This is a genomic window from Herbaspirillum sp. B65 (genome assembly GCF_000333555.1).
Taxonomy (GTDB): Bacteria; Pseudomonadota; Gammaproteobacteria; order Burkholderiales; family Burkholderiaceae_D; genus Herbaspirillum; species Herbaspirillum rubrisubalbicans.
This window is the reverse complement of the sequence record NZ_BADI01000542.1, coordinates 1-2,547: the sequence shown is the minus strand read 5'-3', so window position 1 is coordinate 2,547 and position 2,547 is coordinate 1. Positions and strand designations below refer to the sequence as shown.

General features: G+C 64.5%; 1 protein-coding gene. It reads left to right on the top strand.

Going from position 1 to position 2,547, the window contains the following annotated elements; genetic code table 11:
* Nucleotides 1-1,665, top strand: a 1,665-nt coding sequence (locus tag I5W_RS13140) for a peptidase domain-containing ABC transporter (RefSeq protein ID WP_083893530.1), incomplete at its 5' end; no start/stop codon positions are given.
* Nucleotides 1,666-2,547: the final 882 nt, after the last annotated feature.

The window sequence follows — 2,547 nt, the reverse complement described above, 5'->3', positions numbered from 1 at the left end:
GCCCTACCGGACTTGCGCTCGGACCCGTCTTACCTGACGCTGCTGCGCGCCTATGGCAGCCGCTTCGTGGAAATCATCGTGGCCGGGGTGTTGGTGAACCTGCTGGGCTTGCTGCTGCCGCTGTATTCGCGGCTGATCTACGACAAGGTACTGGGCAACCACATCCCCGAAACGCTCTGGGCGCTGACCCTGGGCATGTTGCTCTTCATCGCGCTGGAACTGATGTTGCGTATCATCCGCGTGTACTACACCGAGCAACTGGCCGGACGCCTGGATGGCGAATTCGACGAAGTCTCGGCGCGCCGCCTGCTCACCGCCAAGGTGCAGGCGCCGGTGGGCGTGGTGCTGGCGCGCTATCGCGATCTTTCGGCTGCACGCGATCTGCTCTCGTCCAACTACATGCTGCTGCTGGTGGACCTGCCTTTCCTGGTGCTCTACCTGGTGGTGCTGGGCTTGATCGGTGGCCACATGGTGTGGGTGCTGCTGGTGGGCGGTGGCTTGCTGGTGGGGCTGCAACTGTTGTTGAAAGTGCCCGCCAATGATTACGCCCATGCCGCCATGAAGGCCGGCACCGGCAAGATCGACAAGCTGGCCAGCATCGTCTATGGCATGGAAACCTTGAAGACCACGCCGCTGCAGGATCGCCTCATGCGCGCCTTCCTGGTCGATGCCGCGACCAATGCCGTGGCCCAGGCCAAGAGCCGCTTCTGGGTCAATACCAGCTATGCCGTTTCCTCGGTGGGCTACACCCTGGTCTCGGTGGCCACGCTGGTGGTGGGGGTCTACCTGGTGGAAGAAAACCTGCTGACGGTGGGGGCGCTCATTGCCTGTTCGCTGCTGATCAGTCGCGCCACCACAGTGCTCTCTTCACTGGCCGCGCTGTTGGGCCGTATCGAGATGTTCCGCCGCGCCCGCGCCGAGTTCGACCAGTTGTTCGAAGCCCAGCCGCAGCAAGCCACTGCCGATGTGCTGCGCCAGGAAATGCGCGGCCTGATCCAGGTCGGTAACCTCTTGCTGCACCTGGACAAGAAAGAAAACCCAACCCTCAAGAACGTCTCGCTGACCATCCAGCCGGGCGAGAAGGTCGGCATCGTCGGTCGTTCCGGTTCCGGCAAGTCCACATTGCTGCGCGCGCTGGCCGGGCTGCACCATCCCGATGAAGGCCATGTCCTCATCGATGGCGTGGCCGTGACTGCTTATGCGCCCGAGGTGCGGATGCGCTGCATCGGCTTCAAGCCCCAGGAACCCTTCCTCTTCGATGGCACGGTGGCGGCCAACATCTTCATCGGCGACCGCGTGCCGGGCCAGGTGTACGAGGCTGCGCTGGCGGTGTCTTCGCTGGACGACCTGATTGCGCGCGGCGAGCTGCGCCTGGACCAGGCCATCAAGGCGCCTGGCAACCTCTCCGGCGGCCAGCGCCAGATGGTGGCATTGGCGCGCGTGATCGCCGCCACCCCGCGCGTGTTGCTGCTGGATGAGCCCACCACCGGCGTGGACCAGCAAAGCGAGGCCCGCATCATCGAGCGGCTGGCGGCCTATGCCGGCAACCGCACGCTGGTGGTGGCCACGCACAGCCCGGCACTGTTGCGCCACGTAGAGCGCATCATCGTCATCGATGGCGGACGCATCGTGGCCGATGGGCCGCGCGAGCAGATTTTGCAGTAAGCCCGGCCTGACAGTCGGCCAGGGTGTACCGATACAGTTTCGAACGATCTTCGATAGCGAGGGAACATGGCAACCGCAAGCCCATCACAAGCGAACTCCGCGGACAAGGTAACTGGCCCGGTACGGGTGATCATGCCGGACCAGGCCGGCAGCTTCCAGATCAACGCCAACCGAGCGGCGGTACAGCACGTGCAGGTGGTCGATGTGGACCTGGTGCTGCACATGGCCGATGGCACCAAGGTGGTGCTGGCCGGTGGCGCCATGGAAGCCATGGATGACAAGTCCAAGGTCAAGTTTGCCGACACCAGTGCCGCCACCGGCAAGCTGCTCGACACCGTGGGCAAGATCGCGCTCAAGCCCAATGACCAGTCGCGTGTGCTCAATTCCGACCCGGTGGCCTCGGCCACCAATGTGGCGCCGGCCCAGCAGGTGACGATAGACCGTAACTCGGCCAGTGTGGGCAGTGACGGCAGTACCCAGTTCGCCCAGATCATCAGTGACAATTCGGCCTCGCTGACCAGTACCAGCGGTACCGGCAAGACCGCCAATTCCACCGGCCCGCTCACCGCTGGAGACACCAGTCATCCCACTGCCACCACCACGGCCGCCGCCGCCGCGGCCTCGCAAAGCCAGCCGTCTTCGCAATCGGTCTTTGCGCAGAGCGCCAATCCCAACGCCAACGATGTGCCGATCNAACAGGTCGAGCCACAACTGCCACCGGAGCGCCCGGGCTCCATCCCCACGCCACCGGTATTGCCCGATCCTTCGCAGCGGGCCATGACCATCAAGCTGGTCAACCTGACCACCATCACCCAGAGCGGCGACACCCTCTTGGNCAGCGGTGGCATCCCGGTCTCGGGCCACGATGCCCGGCTGCCGCTG